This is a genomic window from Paraburkholderia sp. NPDC080076, assembly GCF_050281145.1.
In the GTDB taxonomy this organism is placed as follows: domain Bacteria; phylum Pseudomonadota; class Gammaproteobacteria; order Burkholderiales; family Burkholderiaceae; genus Paraburkholderia.
The window spans coordinates 668325-684792 of sequence record NZ_JBNNWQ010000002.1; the positions used below are offsets into that span (position 1 = coordinate 668325).

Below are 16468 nucleotides of genomic sequence, written 5' to 3' on the forward strand. Positions count from 1 at the left end.
ACAAAGCGCTCATTCTTCCGGCGGCGCTCCGCGCGCCGTCGCGGTAGTTCATCCAACAGCGGTTGTCTCGCGGGTCGATACTTCTCAAAACGCTGCCCGTCTTTCGCGCCAGCAACACTCGTCGAATCGCTACCCGTCTCTCGCGCCAGAGGCACTCGTCGAATCACGGCCGTCTCTTGCGCCGGTGGCACTTCTCAAACCACCGGCCGTCTCGCCAGCGGCACGTCTGAAATCACGGGCCCTCCCCTTGCGCCCGAGCGCTTCTTTAACCGCGGCCATTTCGGCGCCTCGCCGAGGCGAAGCCGACGGCTCCCGCGGCGCACAAACGAATCCGCTGGTTTCATGCGGACCGTTCCGGCGAGCACGCAGTGCGAGGCGGGAAGCATGACTGCCTTGTCACGCACGTCGAATGTGCGAGGGCACGGATTCCAGATGCACCACTGCCTCCTCCGAGCCAGGGGAGCCGCTTATAAGCTGGCGGTGTGAAGCGGCTTTCTTTGCCTACTTTCTTTGCCGCGGCAAAGAAAGTAGGTGCCGCCCCGCACAGGGGCAACGCCAATAGACCACCATGAACTCAAGGAAAGGCCAACACCCCAAAAGCGCACCCCGCAAAAAAAACCCCTCATAGCGCCCCAGCCCAATTTGTGCTTTACTTTTCAGCAGCCGTATAAAGAAAGAAAAACCCCGCAGCACCCGCATCGGACCCCACGAAACAGGCAACAGAAGAAAGACCAAGCAAAAAGGTCCGGTCTCACCCCATAAGGAGACAACTTCATGGCGATCAGCATCAGTCTGACGGTGAACGGCGCGCCCATCAGCGCCTCAATCGACCCTGGCACTCTGCTTGTCCAGTTCCTTCGAGATCAACTGCGCCTCACCGGCACACACGTCGGCTGCGACACAGCCCAATGCGGCGCATGCACGGTCCACCTGAACGGACGCGCGATCAAATCCTGCAACATCCTCGCGGTGCAAGCGGAAGGCGCGGACATCACCACCATCGAAGGGCTCGCGAAAGACGGCGCATTACATCCCATGCAGACGGCCTTCAAACACTGCCACGGCCTGCAGTGCGGCTTCTGCACGCCCGGCATGGTGATGAGCGCGGTCTCGCTGGTCCAGCGCCAACCGGATCTCACCGGCGAAGACGTGCGCGCCCAACTCGACGGCAATCTGTGCCGCTGTACGGGCTATCACAACATCGTCAAAGCAGTGCTCGAAGGCGCCGAAGGCATGAAGTCCGCCGGCACGGCGAACGCCGCCACGAATGCCAACGCACCGGCCACCGCCTGAGGAGCCGACGATGAACGCACCCGACACTCACCTGATTGGCGCTTCCGTCGAACGCAAGGAAGACTATCGGTTCCTGACCGGCAACGGCCAGTACACGGACGACATCGTCCTGCCCCAGCAAACCTACGCGGTGTTCCTGCGCTCGCCCCACGCGCACGCGAAGATCAACAGCATCGACACCGCCGCGGCCAAACAGTCGCCCGGCGTGGTCGCGATCTTCACCGGCGCGGACATGGCCGCTGACAACGTCGGCGGCCTGCCGTGCGGCTGGCTGATTCACAGCACCGACGGCAAGCCGATGAACGAACCGCCGCATCCGATCATCGCGCATACGAAAGTGCGTCACGTCGGCGATCAGGTCGCGCTCGTCATCGCCGATTCGATCAAGGCCGCCAAGGACGCCGCCGAATTGATCGAAGTCGATTACGACGTGCTGCCGGCCGTGGTCGACACCGCGCATGCAGCCGACGCCGGCCAGCCCGCCGTGCACGACGAAGTGCCGGACAACATCTGCTACAACTGGGGCCACGGCGACAAAGCCGCCACCGACGCCGCCTTCGCCAAAGCCGCGCACGTCACCACGCTCGACATCGTCAATAACCGCCTGATCCCGAACGCAATCGAACCGCGCGCGGTCAACGCGAGCTACTCCGTGCAGGACGAGAGCTACACGCTCTACGTCGCGAATCAGAATCCGCACGTGGAGCGCCTGCTGATGGCCGCGTTCGTGCTGTCGCTGCCGGAATCGAAACTGCGCGTGATCGCGCCGGACGTCGGCGGCGGCTTCGGATCGAAGATCTTCCTATATGCGGAAGACGTCGCGCTGACCTGGGCGTCGAAGAAAATCCGCCGTCCGGTCAAGTGGACGGCCGAGCGCTCGGAAGCGTTCGTCTCGGACGCGCACGGCCGCGATCACGTGACCAAGGCCGAACTGGCCATGGACGCGGACGGCAAGTTCCTCGGCATGCGCATCCACACGACCGCCAACATGGGCGCGTATCTGTCCACGTTCGCGTCGAGCGTGCCGACCATTCTGTACGCCACGCTGCTCGCCGGTCAGTACGCTACGCCCGCGATCTATGCGGAAGTGAAAGCGGTCTTCACCAACACCGTTCCCGTCGATGCCTATCGCGGCGCGGGCCGCCCCGAAGCGACGTACGTGGTGGAGCGGCTGGTGGAAACCGCCGCGCGTGATATGAAGCTCGATCCGGCGGAGATTCGCCGGCGCAATTTCATCCGCGAGTTTCCGTACGCGACGCCGGTCGGCCTCACCTACGACACCGGTGATTACGAGACCATCCTCGCCCGCTCGCTCGAACTCGCGGACGTCAAAGGCTTCGCGGCGCGCAAACAGGAATCCGAAAATAACGGCAAACTGCGCGGCCTTGGCTACTCGTGCTACATCGAGGCGTGCGGTCTCGCGCCGTCAAATATAGCGGGCGCGTTGGGCGCGCGAGCCGGCCTGTTCGAAGTCGGCCAGATTCGCGTGCATCCCACCGGCTCGGTCACTGTGTTCACGGGCTCGCATAGTCACGGCCAGGGACATGAGACAACCTTTGCGCAAGTGGTGGCCGACCGGCTCGGCATCGCACTGGAAAGCGTCGAGATCGTCCACGGCGACACCGGCCGCATTCCATTCGGCATGGGCACGTATGGCTCGCGCTCGATCGCGGTCGGCGGCTCGGCGATCATGAAGGCGCTCGACAAGATCGAAACCAAGGCGAAAAAGATCGCCGCGCACCTGCTCGAAGCCGCGGCGGAAGACATCGAGTTCAAGGACGGCGTGTTCCGCGTCGCGGGCACCGATCGCACCAAAGCGTTCGCCGACATCTCGCTCGCCGCCTACGTGCCGCACAACTACCCGCTCGACGTGCTCGAACCGGGCCTCGAAGAAAGCGCGTTCTACGATCCGACCAACTTCACCTATCCTTCCGGCGCGTACATCTGCGAAATCGAAGTCGATCCCGAGACAGGCGTGTGCCGGATCCAGCAGTTCACCGCGGTCGACGATTTCGGCAACGTGATCAATCCGATGATCGTCGAAGGACAGGTGCATGGCGGGCTCGCTCAGGGCATCGGCCAGGCGATGCTGGAGCGCTGCGTGTACGACAACGAGAGCGGCCAACTGCTGTCGGGCTCGTACATGGATTACGCGATGCCGCATGCGTCCGATCTGCCGAACTTCACCGTCGAAACCGTGAAGGGCACGCCGTGCACGCACAATCCGCTCGGCGTGAAAGGCTGCGGCGAAGCGGGCGCGATTGGCTCGCCGCCAGCGGTGATCAACGCGATCCTCGACGCGCTCGCGCCGCTCGGCGTGACCGACCTGCAAATGCCGGCGACGCCGCATCGCGTGTGGTCCGCGATTCACGCTGCCAAGCAACCCCATTGAGATCCTGAGCGGAGCATTCGACATGTATTCATTCGAGTATCAACGCGCGACGGACCCCAAAGCGGCCGCCGCCATTCTCACCGCCGACAGCGACGCCAAGTTTCTGGCCGGCGGCCAAAGCCTATTGCCCACCATGCGGTTGCGGCTCGCCCAGCCGTCGCAACTGATCGACGTGACGCGCATTCCCGCGCTCAAGGCGATCACCGTCGACGCAAAAACGGTGACGATCGGCGCCGCCGTGTGCCATGCCGACGTGGCGGATCACGCGGAACTGCGGCGCGTCTCGCCGGGGCTCGCGGATCTCGCCGCGCACATCGGCGATCGTCAGGTGCGAGCGCTCGGCACGATAGGCGGCTCGCTCGCCAACAACGACCCGGCCGCGTGTTATCCGGCGGCGGCCGTGGGGTTGGACGCGACCATCGTCACGGACCGGCGGCGCATTGCGTCGAGCGACTTCTTCGTCGGCATGTATGAAACGGCGTTGGCGCCCGATGAGCTAATCGTCGCCGTGGAGTTTCCCGTCCCCGAGCGCGCGGCGTACGAGAAATTCCGCAATCCCGCTTCGCACTTTGCGTTGGTCGGCGTGTTCGTCGCGAAGTTCGCGGGCGGTGTGCGCGTCGCGGTGACGGGCGCGGCGTCGTCGGTGTTTCGTGTGCCGGAACTGGAAAGCGCGCTGTCGGCGAACTTCACGCCCGAGGCAGCACGCGGGGTGACGGTGTCGGCTGCCGACCTGAACACCGACATGCACGCGAGCGCCGAATACCGCGCGCATCTGATTCCGGTGCTGGCCGCGCGCGCGGTGACGAAGGCGAACACTTAGCTTTTCCTTGCCGTTCGTGGCTGGTGTGTCTTGTGCCTCGGCACAGGACACACCAGCCGCATTTGCTCATGTGCGTTAAGGCCGCTTTGCTTCATTGGCGTCGCTCCATTGCGCAGATTCAGGAACACCATGCAGCCCGCTTCAATCGACGACACCCTCGCTCAACTCGCCGCCCAAAGCTATTTCGCCAGCCGCGAGCTGGCGACCGCGCTGTATCTCGCGCTGCGCATGGAGCGGCCGTTGTTCGTCGAAGGCGAGCCGGGCGTCGGCAAGACGGAACTCGCCAAGGCCGCAGCGGGCATGCTCGGCACCTCGATGTTGCGCCTGCAATGTTATGAAGGTCTCGACACGGCAAGCGCGCTTTACGAATGGGACTATCCGCGGCAGATCATGGCGCTGCGGCTTGCCGAAGCCGCGGGCGAACGTCCCGATAACGACACCTTGTATCGCGGCGAATTCCTGCTGAAGCGTCCGTTGCTGCAAGCGCTGATGCCGGACGAAAATCATCCCGGCGCGCGGCGCGTGTTGCTGATCGACGAAATCGACCGCGCCGATGAACCGTTCGAAGCCTTTCTGCTGGAACTGCTTTCGGACTTCCAGGTATCGATTCCCGAATATGGCACGGTCCGCGCCGTGCAACCGCCGCTCGTCGTGATGACCTCGAACCGGACGCGCGAAGTGCACGACGCCTTGAAGCGCCGGTGCCTGTATCAATGGATCGGCTATCCGGAGCGCGATCGCGAGTTGGAGATCGTCGCCGCTCGCGCACCGCAAACGTCAGCGGAATTGCAGCGGCGTGCGGTCGATTTCGTGCACCGGCTGCGCGGCATGGATCTGTTCAAGGCGCCCGGCATAGCCGAGACGATCGATTGGTGCCGCGCGTTGGAGGCGTTGTCGGTGACGGAGCTCGATCCGCAATCGGTGCACAACACGCTTGGCGTGCTGCTCAAGTATCAGGACGATCTGGCGCGCATCGATGCCGCGCAAATCGCACAGTGTCTCGCCGCGCCTGGATAGCCAGCATGACGAATTCAATCGACACGGGCAACGGCGACGCTTCAGGCCATCGCATTGGCTTGCCCGGCAGCGCGTCCGGCGAGCCCGCCTCACCGCTCGACGACACGCCCACGCTCGCCCGCAACGTCGTGCATTTCGTGCGCGTGCTGCGCGGCGCCGGTTTGCCGATGTCGCCCGCGCAAGCCGTCGATGCGCTCGCCGCGCTGCACTGGATCGATCTGAGCCGCCGCGACGACGTGCGCGCCGCCCTCGCCGCGTCGCTGGTGTCGGCGCCCGACGAGCGCGACCTGTTCAACGCCGCGTTCGATTTGTTCTGGCGCGATCCCGATTGGGAAGGCAAGCTGCGCGCGCTGCTTCTGCCGAAAGTCCGCGACGGCCTGCCGCCACCCAAACGCAACAACCGTCTCGCCGATGCACTGGCCGTGCGCGCGCCGAAATCACCGCATGGCAAAGCGCCGCAGGAAACCGAGCAACACGAACTGCATGCGCACGTCACCTTCAGTGCGGAAGAGCGGTTACGTCACCGCGATTTCGACACCCTTTCCGCCGATGAATGGCGCACCCTGCGTCACCTGATTCGCGGCCAGCGTCTGCCGCTCGCCACCGAACCGACGCGTCGTCTGAAAGCCGCCTCGCACGGCACGCATGCGGACTTGCGCGCGAGCGCCCGGCACGCGGTGCGCGCGGGCGGCGACTGGACGGTGTGGAAGTATCGCGCGGTGGTCGAACGCAAGCCGCCGCTGGTATTGCTGCTCGACATCTCCGGTTCGATGAGCAGCTATTCGCGCGCGGTGCTGTATTTCTGCCACGCGCTGTTGCAATCGCGTGAACGCTTGCAAGTGTTTCTGTTCGGCACGCGGCTCACCAATGCGACGCGCGCGCTGCGCGAGCGCGATCCCGATGTGGCGATCGCGACGCTCACCGAGCAGGTGGTGGACTGGTCGGGCGGCACGCGGATCGGCGCCGCGCTCGCCGAATTCAACCGCCGGTGGGCGCGGCGCGTGCTGACCGGGCGGGCCACGGTGCTGCTCGTCACCGACGGCCTCGATCACGAGGCGATCGATGTGCTCGATACCGAAATGGCCCGCCTGCACCGCTTCGCACACCGCATCATCTGGCTCAACCCGCTGCTGCGTTTCAGCGGCTTTTCTCCGAAAGCGCGCGGCGTGCAGGCGATCCTGCCGTATGTCGACGCGCATCGTCCAGTTCATAATCTAGACAGCCTGACGGCGTTCGGCCGCGACCTCGCGCAACTCTCGCGCGCGCCTCGTCGCAGTGCCGGCGTCACAGGTACCGCAGGAGCGACATCATGGAATTGACTGAAACCCATACGCTGCCCGTTTCGCAGCAGCGCACATGGGACGCGCTGAACGACACTGAGGTTTTGCGCGCCTGCATTCCGGGCTGCGAAAGCATCGACCCGGACGGCGAAAACGCCTACGTGGTGGCGCTGAGCGCCGCAGTCGGCCCGGTCAAGGCGCGCTTCAAGGGCCGCATGCAACTCACCGACATCGACGCGCCGAACTCGTACAGCATCGTATTCGAAGGCCAGGGCGGCGCCGCGGGTTTCGCCAAGGGCAACGCGCACGTCTCGCTCGAAGCCGACGGAGAGGCCGCCACGAAGCTCAGCTACACGGCGAGCGCACAGGTCGGCGGCAAGCTCGCGCAGATCGGCTCGCGGCTCGTCGACGGCGCGGCGCGTAAAATCGCAGGCGAATTCTTCAAGCGCTTCGGCGCCCAGGTAGGCGGCGACAGCGAGGGCGCGGCAGCCCCGGACGCCGGTGAGAATGCAGCCGATGACGCGGTGCCGCACAATACAGCATCGAATGAGGCCGCGGACGGCGAGTCCGGCGGCGACGCAACGAAAAGGAAGAAATCATGGACAGCGTGGATCTCGAAGTCCTGAAGTCCAGCGCACGCTGGCTGGAAGAAGGACATCGCGCGCTACTGGTGACGGTGGTGAAGACGTGGGGCTCGTCGCCGCGTCCCGAGGGCGCGATGCTCGCGGTGCGCGACGATGGACTCGTGGTGGGCTCGGTATCGGGCGGCTGCATCGAAGACGATCTGATCGACCGCGTGCGGCAACGCGGTATCGAGCAAACACGGCCGGAAGCGGTCAAGTACGGCATCACGGCGGAGGAAGCGCATCGCTTCGGGCTGCCGTGCGGCGGCACGATCCAGTTGGTGCTCGAACCGCTGACGCCGCAAAGCGGCATTGCCGAACTGTGCAACGCGGTGGAGAACGGACGCCTCGTGGCTCGCGAAGTGAATATGTCGACGGGCGCGACGCAGCTCGAAGACGCGCAGGCAACCGACGGCGTGCATTTCGACGGCGAACGTCTGCTGACGATTCATGGTCCGCGTTACCGCATGCTGGTGATCGGCGCGGGGCAGTTGTCGCGCTATCTGTGCCATATCGCGGTGGGGCTCGATTATCAGGTCACCGTGTGCGATCCGCGCGAGGAGTACACCGAGGAATGGAATATTCCCGGCACGAAGATCGTGCGGACCATGCCCGACGACACCGTGATCGAGATGAAACTCGACGAGCGCTGCGCGGTGATCGCGCTGACGCACGACCCGAAGCTCGACGATCTCGCGCTGATGGAAGCGTTGAAGACGCCGGCGTTTTATGTCGGCGCGTTGGGTTCGCGAAGGAATAATCAGGCGCGGCGCGAACGTCTCAAGGAGTTCGATCTGAACGATACCGAGTTGGCCCGCTTGCATGGACCGGTTGGAATTTACATCGGCAGCCGCACGCCGCCTGAAATCGCGGTGTCGATTCTCGCCGAGGTGACGGCGGCCAAGAACGGCGTTTCGCTGCCGACCTTGCTTCAGGTCGAAGGCGCAAAGGCCGCGCGGGAGATCGCGGCTTCCGGCGGGACGGCTTGCAGCGTTTGAAGCGAAGCTAGCCTGCGCACGGCGCTTTTCCCGGCCGCCGCTGCGCCGGATAGCGTAGCGCGGCTTACATCAAGCCGCACACCACCGCGGCGATCACCGATCCGCCCACGAGCACGGCGCCCACCACGCGGCGCTTGTTCAACTCGGTCCACAACAGGACGCCGGTCAGCGAAAGCAGAATCATGCTGCCGGCAATCGTATCGATCAGCAACACCCAGCCGACGCTCAGGCCCACGCCTTTGTGCAGGTTGTTCATGGTCGCGAGAAACGAGTTGTGCGTGCGTTTCATCGCGACGAAACCGTTGCCCACCCAATACTCGGCCTGCACGTTCTGCGACGGCCCCGTGATGCCGACTTGCCAGAACTCCGGCTGCATCGTGCTGCGATCGCCCCACGCCACCGGATGCGCCGGCTCGCGCTTCATCCTGCCCGGCTTGCCGTCGATCTTCAATTCGCTCTTGAGCCACTTCGCCATGTCCATGGGCGAATGCAGCGGCTGTTGCGGCACGGGGATCTGCATTTCCTCGACCTGCGGCTCGCCCGACGACACCTTCAACGGACCGGCGCGGTGATTCAGCAGAAAACCGGTCGCGCCGAACATCAGGCCGAGCACCGCGCCCCACAGGCCGACCCACCCGTGCACCTTGCGCAGCCACTTGATGAAGTTCGCGCGCCGCGAACGCCGACGCCGCGCCGCCCGCTCGGCATCGTCCATCAGATGATGGCCGCGCTCCAGTTTATGGGCAACGTATTGCGTGCCGTGACCAGCGGCGGGTTTCATATCGATCGAGTCAGGCGCGTTCAAATCCGGGCTCCAGGCGCAGCAAGTTGATCCATCGCGGGCACACGACGACAAAGCGCGCGTTCACCCGCCATTGATCAAGGAAGGGTTCGAAAGGGAGGTGCCGGACGACCCGGCTTGCGGTCCAGGCCATCCAGCTGAGAGGCTGGCTGGCAGTCACAGAGGAGGAGAATGTGACAGAGAGCTGGCGATGCCTTTCAAATGAGAATGGCTATCATTACACAATTAAGCGGTTTGCTCAATCCGAACGCGCGGCAGCCGCTTGACATCTACGCGGCGCAAACCGACTCTAACTGACGATCCCGTCAACGTTACGTTCGGATACCAGCCTGCCATGCGCCTCTCTTTCCTGGTCTGTCTTGCCTCTTTCGGCTGGCTTGCCGGCATCCACGGTGCGGTGGCGGGCGTCCCGGCCGGACTGGACGATCCCTATACGAACGAAGGCGAGACCCAGACCTTCACCGTCAGCGCCGACGGCTCCTTCTCGAAGCTCGATTCGATGACGCTGCACGTGAACAATGAAGCCGGCGTCGCGCGGGTCGCGCAGCAATACGTCTGGTTCAACCGCAACATGGCGGACGTGCAGATTCTCGAGGCCTACACGACCACCGCCGACGGCGTGCGTCACGACGTGCAGCCGGAGCAGATCCGCGACGTCCAGGAAGCCCGTTCGTTCGACGCGCCGATGTTCCAGGACATCCAGGAAAAGGTGATCGTGTTCCCCGCCGTGGAGCCGGGCGCGCGCGTGCACCTCACCTATCGCAAGACGCAGAAGCAGCCGATCGTGCCGGGCGAATTCAGCGACTTCACGCCGCCCGATCTCGCGCCGACGCACAACTTCCGCCTGATCTACGATCTGCCCGCCGACAAGCCGCTTTATGCCGACGCGCGCGGCTTCACCGCTCTGCAACCCGTGACGCGCGACGGCCGCACGCGTTACGAATATCGCTACGACAAGGCTCATTTCAGTCGCCTCGAACGTGGTTCCGTCGCCTACGTGTCGTATGGCGACCGGTTGATGGTCTCGACCTTCCCCGACTACGCCGCGTTCGCCGCGACCTACCGCGAATCCGCGGCGGACCCGAGCGCGCGTGACGCCGCCATCACGCGTCTTGCACAACAACTCACCGCTCACGACCGCACGCCGCGCGACAAGGCCAAGACGCTGTACGACTGGGTACGCCGCAATGTGCGTTACGTGGCGATCAATGTCGGACGCGGCGCGGTGGTGCCGCACAGCGCGAGCGCGGTGCTCGCGAACCGCTACGGCGATTGCAAGGATCACGTCGCGCTTTACGGCGCGCTACTCGACGCGGCCGGCGTGCGCAACGAGCCGGCGTTGATCAGCAGCGGCACGATCTACACGCTGCCGAGCGTGCCGGGCTACGGCGTGATCAATCACATCATCACGTGGCTGCCGGATTTGCAGCAATACGCGGACTCGACCGCGTCGAATGTCGAATTCGGTTTTCTGCCATCGTCCGATATGAACCGGCCGACCGTGCTCGTCGGCGAGGGTGTGCTCTCGCGCACGCCGGCCACAGCGTTCATGACGCGTAACACCGATCTGTCGATCAAGATCGAACCGGACGGCTCGGCGAGTTTCACGTATCGGCTGGAAGCGGTCGGCGCCTCGGCCGAACAGGCGCGCGCGATGTTGCGCACGCAGACGCCCGCGCAACGCGAGGAGTCGATTCAGGCCGAGTTGCGCAGCGCCAACCTGCGTGGCACCGCTATGCTCACCACCAACGACCTCGACGTCGCCGACGGCCCGCTCGTCATCAACATGAAAGGGACACTGGAAAGTCTCGTGGTGCCGGGCGCGGCGGCCTCGATTCCGGCGTTGACGAGTCTGGCCGGCGGCTTCGAAGCGGATACGCGTTACTGGCTCGGCGAGCGCCAGCGCACGCAGCCGTTCGTCTGCCACAACCTGGCGTTGCACGAACGCGCGCGTATCGAGTTGCCCGCCAATTTCCGCGTGCTCGACATGCCGGAGGCGAAACGAACCCAGGATCGCTTCGTCGATTTCCAGTCGCAGTACGCGTTCGATCCGCTCGGCAACGTCGTCACGATGACGCGCGACGGCACCACGCATTTCGATAGCGACGTCTGCACGCCCGACGACTTCGCGCAGATGCGTCCCGCGATCGAAGCAATCGGGCGCGACGTCCGTGCGGAAGTGATCGTCAGATCGACGCTAGTGGAGTCGTCGAGCGTTGCTTCGCAGGCGCCGTGAGCGCCCGCGTCAGATAGAGAGTGCATGCCTTCATCAACCGGGATGCACTCAAACGGGCCAGAGCGGCCCTTCCTGCATCGCGCCAAGCTGCTCGCGCAACTCGAGGATGCGATCCTCCCAGTAACGCTGCGTGTTGAACCACGGAAACGCCGCGGGGAAGGCCGGATCGTCCCAGCGGCGCGCAAGCCACGCCTGATAGTGAATCAACCGCAGCGTGCGCAGCGCTTCGACCAGATAGAGTTCGCGCGGCTCGAAGTCGCAGAAGTCTTCGTAGCCGGCGAGCAGATCCGCCAACGCGCGCGACGCTTCGACGCGTTCGCCCGGCAGCAGCAGCCACAAATCCTGCACGGCCGGTCCCATGCGGCTGTCGTCGAAGTCGACGAAATGCGGCCCCGCGTCGGTCCACAACACATTGCTCGGATGGCAATCGCCATGCATGCGCAGCATACGGATGTCGCCGGCCCGTTCGAACGCACGCTCCACGCCTTCGAGCGCGAGGTTCACCACGGTTTCCCACGCGGTGCGCAAGTCGTCCGGCACGAAACGATGCGCGAGCAGAAAATCGCGCGGCTCGTAGCCGAAGGTGTGGATGTCGAGCGTGGGACGTTCGGCGTAGTTCTGCGTCTGGCCAACCGCATGGATGCGGCCGATGAAACGCCCGAGCCATTCGAGCGTGTCGCGCCGGTCGAGATCCGGCGCGCGGCCGCCGCGACGTTCGAAGATGGAAAAGCGGAAGCCATCGAAGGTATGCAGCGTGCGGCCATCGAGCTCGCGCGCGGGCACCGCCGGAATCTCGCGCGCGGCGAGATCGGCAACGAAAGCATGTTCTTCAAGGATGGCGGCGTCGCTCCAGCGCTCAGGACGGTAGAACTTCGCGACCACGGGTGGGCCGTCTTCCACGCCCACCTGGTACACGCGGTTCTCGTAGCTGTTGAGCGGCAGCATGCGGCCGTCGGTGCGCACGCCGACTGTGCTGAGCGCGCTGTCGAGCGCGTCGAGCACGATTTCCGGCTTGAGCCGGGCGAAAGGCACAGCGCTGTTTGCGCTGTCCTGTGGATCGAGGATGTCGTCGTTCATGCCCGCATTGTGCGCCGCGCCGCCGTCAAAGACGAGGGCGAAGGCTCACAACGCGGAACCACCCGCGGCTTACAACTTGCACACGGCTTGGACTCAAACTGCCTTCAATGCATCTGCGCGCTTGACGGTCGCACTTGCTCGCCCGTATCGATCAGGTCTTCAAGGAAAAAGGGTTCAGTATTCAGGTGCGGCGATGCGCCGGGCTCCCCGGCATACCACGCCACCATGGCCATGTCGCCGAGAATGCGCATGACGATCCCGCGCGCGCCTTGCGGCACGGCGATATGCACCGATCGGACAATGGAACCGATTTGCATGATGTTTCCCCGTTTCTCCCATAGCCGGCTTTATGATTTCATGCCGGTCAAGGTGATGATAAAAGCGTCGCTCCGCCGATAACGTTGCGTACGCACCCAATCTGCTGCGCGTGATACGCGTGAGAGGTTCGAGTCATTGTTCCCGTTTTGCGGGGCCGAGGAAAGCGCGAACTCAAGGCTCTTTACCCCTTGTTTCGCCCTATTCCCATTACGGCGCGCTGGACCGATGATTCGGGGCGTAACGCGTCGCAACGAGACCATCATAAACCCTGCTGGGGTGAGATATCAAAAACGTGCACCAACTAGACCATTTGCTCGATCCGTCCGCCGCGCCGGCCTGCCCGCACCGCTCCGGCGCGCGTCCCGCCCGCCGCGTCCACCACGCAGATGGCGCCGCCTTACGCGGCTTTGAGCGGCAGAACTAGTCATGTGGATCGTTCGTCTCGCGCTGCGGCGCCCGTATACGTTCGTCGTCCTGGCCCTGCTATTGCTGATCGTCGGACCTTTGACGATCCTGCGCACGCCCACCGACATCTTCCCGAATATCGACATTCCGGTGCTCTCGGTGATCTGGTCGTATAACGGCCTGCCCGCCGACGAGATGGAAAAACGCATCGTGCTCAACTACGAGCGCGGGCTCTCGACTGCGGTCAACGATATCGAGCACACCGAGTCGACCTCGCTGAACGGCATCGCGGTGGTCAAGATTTTTTTCCAGCCGCACGCCAATATCGATGAAGCGCTCGCCGAGGTCACCGCGCTGTCACAAACGCAATTGCGCTCGCTGCCGCCCGGCATCACGCCGCCGAATATCCTGCGCTACAACGCCTCGACGGTGCCGATCCTGCGGCTCGCGCTGTCGTCCGCCTCGCTCACCGAGCAAGAGCTATTCGACTTCGGCAACAACTTCCTGAAGACTCAGCTCGCCACCGTGCCCGGCGCGTCCGCGCCGCTGCCGTACGGCGGCAAGCAGCGGCAGATCATGGTCGATATCGATTCGCGCAAACTGCAGGAGCGCAATCTTTCGCCGATGGACGTGGTCAATGCGGTCACCGCACAAAATCTGATCCTACCCTCGGGTACCGCGAAAATCGGTTCGACCGAATACTCGGTGCAAATGAACGGCAGTCCGGATTCGCTGGCAGGCCTGAACAATATTCCGATCAAATCCACCGCCAACGGCACCGTCTATATCCGCGACGTCGCTCATGTGCGCGACGGTTTCCAGCCGCAGACCAATATCGTGCGCGTGAACGGCCAGCGCGCGGCGCTCCTCACCATCAACAAGAGCGGCAATACGTCCACGCTCGAAATCGTCGACCGCATCAAGAAGATGATGCCGACGCTGCGCAATCTCGTGCCTGCCTCGCTGAATATCGACCCCGTCGCCGACCAGTCGCTGTTCGTGCGTGCGTCCGTGCAAGGCGTGCTGCGCGAGGCGCTGATCGCGGCATGCCTGACCGGCCTGATGATTCTGCTGTTTCTCGGCAACTGGCGCGCCACGCTGATCATCGCCGTGTCGATTCCGCTGTCGATGATCACGTCGATCATCGCGCTCTCCCTGCTCGGCGAAACCATCAACATCATGACGCTCGGCGGGCTCGCGCTCGCGGTCGGCATTCTGGTGGACGACGCGACCGTGGCGATCGAAAACATCAGCCATCAACTCGAACAGGGCAAGACGCTCGAGCAGGCGATTCTCGACGGCGCGCATCAGATTGCCATTCCGACGCTGGTGTCGACCTTGTCCATCTGCATCGTCTTCGTGCCGATGTTTCTGCTGACGGGCGTCGCGCACTATCTGTTCATCCCGCTTGCCGAAGCGGTGGTGTTCGCGATGCTGGCGTCCTACTTCTTCTCGCGAACGCTCGTGCCGACGCTCGCAAAATACCTGCTGCGTTATCACCATAAGCCGGCGGATCTGCATCACGCGCCGGCGCAAACGCGCAATCCGTTCATGCGCGTGCACTACGCGTTCGAAGGCGGCTTCTCGCGTTTGCGCGACCGCTATCGCGCGTTTCTCGAAGCGCGCGTCGCGCGGCCCGGTTTGTTCGTGACGCTGTTTCTGGTCTGCTGTGGCGCGTCGATGCTGTTGATGCCGTTTCTCGGCCGTGATTTTTTCCCAGCAGTCGACGCCGGCACGATCGCGCTGCATCTGCGCGCGAAAACCGGCATGCGAGTGGAGGAAACGGCGGTAGTGACCGATCGTGTGGATACGCGGATCCGTCAGTTGATACCGCCCGGTGAGCTGCATTCGATTATCGACAACATCGGCTTGCCGGTCTCGGGCATCAACCTCTCGTACAGCAACACCGGGACGATCGGCACCTCGGATGCGGACGTGCTGATCACGCTCAATCCCGATCACCATCCGAGCGCCGACTACGTGCGCACGCTGCGGCGCACGCTCACCGACGAATTTCCAGGCGTACAGTTCGCCTTCCTGCCCGCGGATATCGTCAGTCAAACGCTCAACTTCGGCATGCCGTCGCCGATCGATATTCAGATCGTCGGCCGTGACGTGGCCGGCAATCGCGTGTTCGCCGCGAACTTGCTGAACCGTCTGCGCACGGTGCCCGGTCTCGTCGATGCGCGCATCCAGCAGCCCGCGGATTTGCCGCGCATCTTTATCGACGTGGATCGCACGCGTGCGCAGCAAGCCGGCTTCTCGCAACGCGACATCGCGAGCAATCTGCTGATCACGCTGTCCGGCAGCCAGCAAACCACGCCGACGTTCTGGCTCAATCCGCGCAACGGCGTGAGCTACAACGTGATCACGGAAGCGCCGCAATACACGATCGACTCGTTGCAATCGCTCGCCAACATTCCGCTGAACGCGAACGGCCGCAGCAATATTCTCGGCTCGCTCGCCAGCATGAGGCGCGAAGCGGGCAACGCCACACTCACGCACTACAACGCGCAGACCACCATCGATATTTTCGGCACCGCCGACGGCCGCGATCTCGGCGGCGTGTCCGACGACATCCGCAAGATCATCGACGACGCCAAGGCCGATCTGCCCAAAAGCTCGACCATCGAAGTGCGCGGCCAGGTGCAGACCATGAACGATTCGTTCTCGGGCCTGTTCGCGGGTTTGGTGTTCGCGATTCTGCTGGTGTATCTGCTGATCGTGGTGAATTTCCAGTCGTGGCTCGATCCGTTCATTATCATCACCGCACTGCCCGGCGCGCTCGCAGGCATCGTGTGGATGCTGTTTCTCACGCACACCACGCTGTCGATTCCCGCGCTCACAGGCGCGATCATGTGTATCGGCATCGCCACCGCCAACTCGATTCTCGTGATCAGCTTCGCACGCGAGCAGCTGCTCGAACACGGCGACGCCACGCGCGCGGCGATCGAAGCGGGCTTCACGCGTTTTCGTCCGGTGCTGATGACGGCGCTCGCGATGGTGATCGGCATGGTGCCGATGGCGATCGGTCTCGGCGAAGGCGGCGAGCAGAATGCGCCGCTCGGGCGCGCGGTGATCGGCGGCCTGACGATCGGCACGCTGGCCACGTTGATTTTCGTACCCGTGGTGTTTTCGATGATCTACCGGCGACTCGCGGCACGTCGCTTGCGCGCGGCTGAACACGTGGTGGGCAAGCCGTGATGC

12 protein-coding genes are annotated in these 16468 nt (G+C 63.9%); 9 read left to right on the top strand and 3 right to left on the bottom strand.

Translation table 11 applies throughout. From position 1 onward, the window contains the following. Window positions 1-774: 774 nt before the first annotated feature. The 7 genes from ACQKRQ_RS10380 to ACQKRQ_RS10410 all read left to right on the top strand — a co-directional run bounded on the left by ACQKRQ_RS10380 (window position 775) and on the right by ACQKRQ_RS10410 (window position 8423). Window positions 775-1293 (top strand): (2Fe-2S)-binding protein, encoded by a 519-nt coding sequence (locus tag ACQKRQ_RS10380; protein ID WP_408176198.1) that lies wholly within the window; start codon window positions 775-777, stop codon window positions 1291-1293. Window positions 1294-1303: 10 nt separating this feature from the next. Beyond that, the gene (locus ACQKRQ_RS10385; protein WP_427476765.1) at window positions 1304-3685 is read left to right on the top strand and encodes a xanthine dehydrogenase family protein molybdopterin-binding subunit; all 2382 of its coding nucleotides are present in this window, start codon (window positions 1304-1306) and stop codon (window positions 3683-3685) included. Between the two features lie 22 nt (window positions 3686-3707). Further along, window positions 3708-4505 (top strand): FAD binding domain-containing protein, encoded by a 798-nt coding sequence (locus ACQKRQ_RS10390; RefSeq protein WP_132376369.1) that lies wholly within the window; start codon window positions 3708-3710, stop codon window positions 4503-4505. 129 nt (window positions 4506-4634) lie between these two features. Further along, entirely contained in the window at window positions 4635-5522 is an 888-nt protein-coding gene (locus tag ACQKRQ_RS10395) for an AAA family ATPase (RefSeq protein WP_132376370.1), read from the top strand. Window positions 5523-5527: 5 nt separating this feature from the next. Next, window positions 5528-6841 (top strand): vWA domain-containing protein, encoded by a 1314-nt coding sequence (locus ACQKRQ_RS10400; RefSeq protein WP_243658230.1) that lies wholly within the window; start codon window positions 5528-5530, stop codon window positions 6839-6841. Further along, a complete protein-coding gene (locus ACQKRQ_RS10405; RefSeq protein WP_132376371.1) occupies window positions 6832-7428 on the top strand; it encodes a CoxG family protein in 597 nt (198 codons plus the stop codon). The genes ACQKRQ_RS10400 and ACQKRQ_RS10405 overlap by 10 nt, the downstream gene beginning before the upstream one ends. Then, entirely contained in the window at window positions 7401-8423 is a 1023-nt protein-coding gene (locus tag ACQKRQ_RS10410) for an XdhC family protein (RefSeq protein WP_408176202.1), read from the top strand. The genes ACQKRQ_RS10405 and ACQKRQ_RS10410 overlap by 28 nt, the downstream gene beginning before the upstream one ends. A 64-nt stretch (window positions 8424-8487) precedes the next feature. On the opposite strand, the gene ACQKRQ_RS10415 is transcribed toward ACQKRQ_RS10410, so the two are convergent. After that, window positions 8488-9228, bottom strand: a complete 741-nt coding sequence (locus tag ACQKRQ_RS10415) for a PepSY-associated TM helix domain-containing protein (RefSeq protein WP_427476768.1) — start codon at window positions 9226-9228, stop codon at window positions 8488-8490. A 331-nt stretch (window positions 9229-9559) separates the two neighbouring features. On the opposite strand from ACQKRQ_RS10415, the gene ACQKRQ_RS10420 reads away from it, so the two are divergent. Further along, the gene (locus ACQKRQ_RS10420) at window positions 9560-11461 is read left to right on the top strand and encodes a DUF3857 domain-containing transglutaminase family protein (RefSeq protein WP_427476770.1); all 1902 of its coding nucleotides are present in this window, start codon (window positions 9560-9562) and stop codon (window positions 11459-11461) included. Window positions 11462-11509: 48 nt separating this feature from the next. Here ACQKRQ_RS10420 and ACQKRQ_RS10425 read toward each other — a convergent pair whose 3' ends face one another. Beyond that, a complete protein-coding gene (locus tag ACQKRQ_RS10425) occupies window positions 11510-12538 on the bottom strand; it encodes a serine/threonine protein kinase (RefSeq protein WP_132376375.1) in 1029 nt (342 codons plus the stop codon). Window positions 12539-12642: 104 nt separating this feature from the next. Beyond that, window positions 12643-12855: a hypothetical protein gene (locus ACQKRQ_RS10430; protein ID WP_042327325.1), complete on the bottom strand. Its 213-nt coding sequence runs from the start codon at window positions 12853-12855 to the stop codon at window positions 12643-12645. Between the two features lie 427 nt (window positions 12856-13282). On the opposite strand from ACQKRQ_RS10430, the gene ACQKRQ_RS10435 reads away from it, so the two are divergent. After that, window positions 13283-16465, top strand: coding sequence for an efflux RND transporter permease subunit (locus ACQKRQ_RS10435; RefSeq protein WP_408320382.1), 3183 nt, complete (start codon window positions 13283-13285; stop codon window positions 16463-16465). Window positions 16466-16468: the final 3 nt, after the last annotated feature.